This is a genomic window from Tropicimonas marinistellae, from assembly GCF_001509585.1.
GTDB lineage: Bacteria > Pseudomonadota > Alphaproteobacteria > Rhodobacterales > Rhodobacteraceae > Tropicimonas > Tropicimonas marinistellae.
Map to the genome: position 1 here is coordinate 1 of NZ_LNCI01000033.1, position 1,676 is coordinate 1,676.

The window sequence follows — 1,676 nt, forward strand, 5'->3', positions numbered from 1 at the left end:
GAAGGGCCACAGTGGGCCGTTTGCGCTGGCCGACCTTATGCTGCATTCGCGAAGCGATGGTTCGGCGTGGACGGCTGCTCTGCGCGAACAGCGGCCAATCCGCGGAGGAGTTTGGCTCGATCAGCTCGCGATCCGGATATTCGGCGGTAGCGAGCAATATGTCCCCCGTCAGCGCCTTTAGGAAATGTGAATTGATTTCGTAACGGAGGGTTTCTGGCTCAGTCGATACAGACGCTCGGAACAGGGCGATTCGAAACAGGTGCGGCAAGGGTTCTGTCCCTCCCCCCTTCGATCCTCCGGGGTCGGCCCTGTTCCGACTCCTTCTCCGAAAGGTCGCGATAGAAAGCGCTGTATGAGCTTGCTTTTGTCTTGGCCGGGTTTGAACCGTGGTGATGCCCTGGGCGAAGCCGCCCAGGACGACACCAAAACCAGCTATCTTAGGCCGCCTTCGCCTTTCTCATCGATCGCGGGATCGAGTGGCCCCGGACGTGCTTGGGTGTGCCGCCAGCCTCTCCCTTCGCATGCGGAAGCGACCGGGCGATAGCCTTCACGTCCCGCGCCATCCCCTGCACCTGCCTGTCGAGTTCCTGCACCGCGCCCTTGGTGGTGCCGATCTCGTCCATGAGATCGAGCCGGTCGGCCGGCCGGCGGCCGCCGGAGGCACGGGATACATCCTCGGCGTAGGAGCCGATGTGCTCGCCGCCGTCTTCGATGCCGTCCTTGTACTTCCACTGCTCCACGGGGGCCTCGCGCACCTCGTTGAGGAGCGAGCGCTTCGGTGGGCGCTTGTGTTCCTTCGCCTTCCTGCTGGAAATCGCACCAAGAATGGCGGGGTTCAACAGCATTAAGCCCGCGGCCGAGCCGATCCCACCCCACAGACCCGCATTTGAACTCTGGTTCGCCTGCCAGGATTGCAGTTGTTGCTGGTACTGCGTGTCGAGCAGCCGCCCCTGGGACTCGTATCCCCGCATGGCCCCCTCATGCCCCGATACGATGGCGCCGTTCGAGATCCGGAGGGAGTCGGCAGGATTGACCGCCATGCCATGCCCGAGGTTGATGGCCGATACCATTTTCGCATCCCCCTCCTGCTGCACCTGGCGCTTGCCGATCGTTCGCGCCCCAGCGCGGGCAAGGCCCGTCTGAATGCTGTCGGCGCGGCGGATGGACTTCGACCGTCCGGAGGCGGGGTTGACGCCCATGACGGCGAGCTGGCGGTTGGTGCTGTCTCGCTGCCCGGCGATGGAGCGGATGACATCCGCCTCCATCTCGTTGGCCCGCTGCCCGCGCCTCCAGCGGGTGTCCCAATTCTGGGCCTCCTCGACCAGCTCGTCCTCCAGAGGGACGAAAATGTTCTGATAGCGTGCCCGATCCTGCCGCGCCCAACGGTTCGAGATACCGGCGTGGCCCATCATGTGGGCGAGATACGCCTCGCCCGTCTCAGCGTTCTTCAACGCGGCCCTGCCGTCGTTCCTGGCCGTCAATTTGCCCTTTTCGCGCGCGGCCGGTGCCTCGGCGCGACCGCCGAGGGCCGCGTCGAAAGACCCGTCATCAATTGCCACGCCTGGGCGGCGGGAATGAGTCCATGTCGTCAGCGTCGCGAGCGGTCTGCTGCGTCATGATTGGCATCGACCCGGCGTGCGAGCAGATCGCATTCGCGAGTGCGCGAAGCCCTTTTG

2 protein-coding genes are annotated in these 1,676 nt (G+C 64.6%); both read right to left on the reverse strand.

Annotated features, from left to right (window positions below; translation table 11 throughout):
- A partial coding sequence (locus ARC39_RS26360; protein WP_236545405.1) for a hypothetical protein occupies positions 1–268 on the reverse strand: 268 nt, incomplete at its 3' end.
- 169 nt (positions 269–437) lie between these two features.
- Positions 438–1,451 (reverse strand): tail fiber domain-containing protein, encoded by a 1,014-nt coding sequence (locus ARC39_RS25085; protein WP_149866554.1) that lies wholly within the window; start codon positions 1,449–1,451, stop codon positions 438–440.
- Positions 1,452–1,676: the final 225 nt, after the last annotated feature.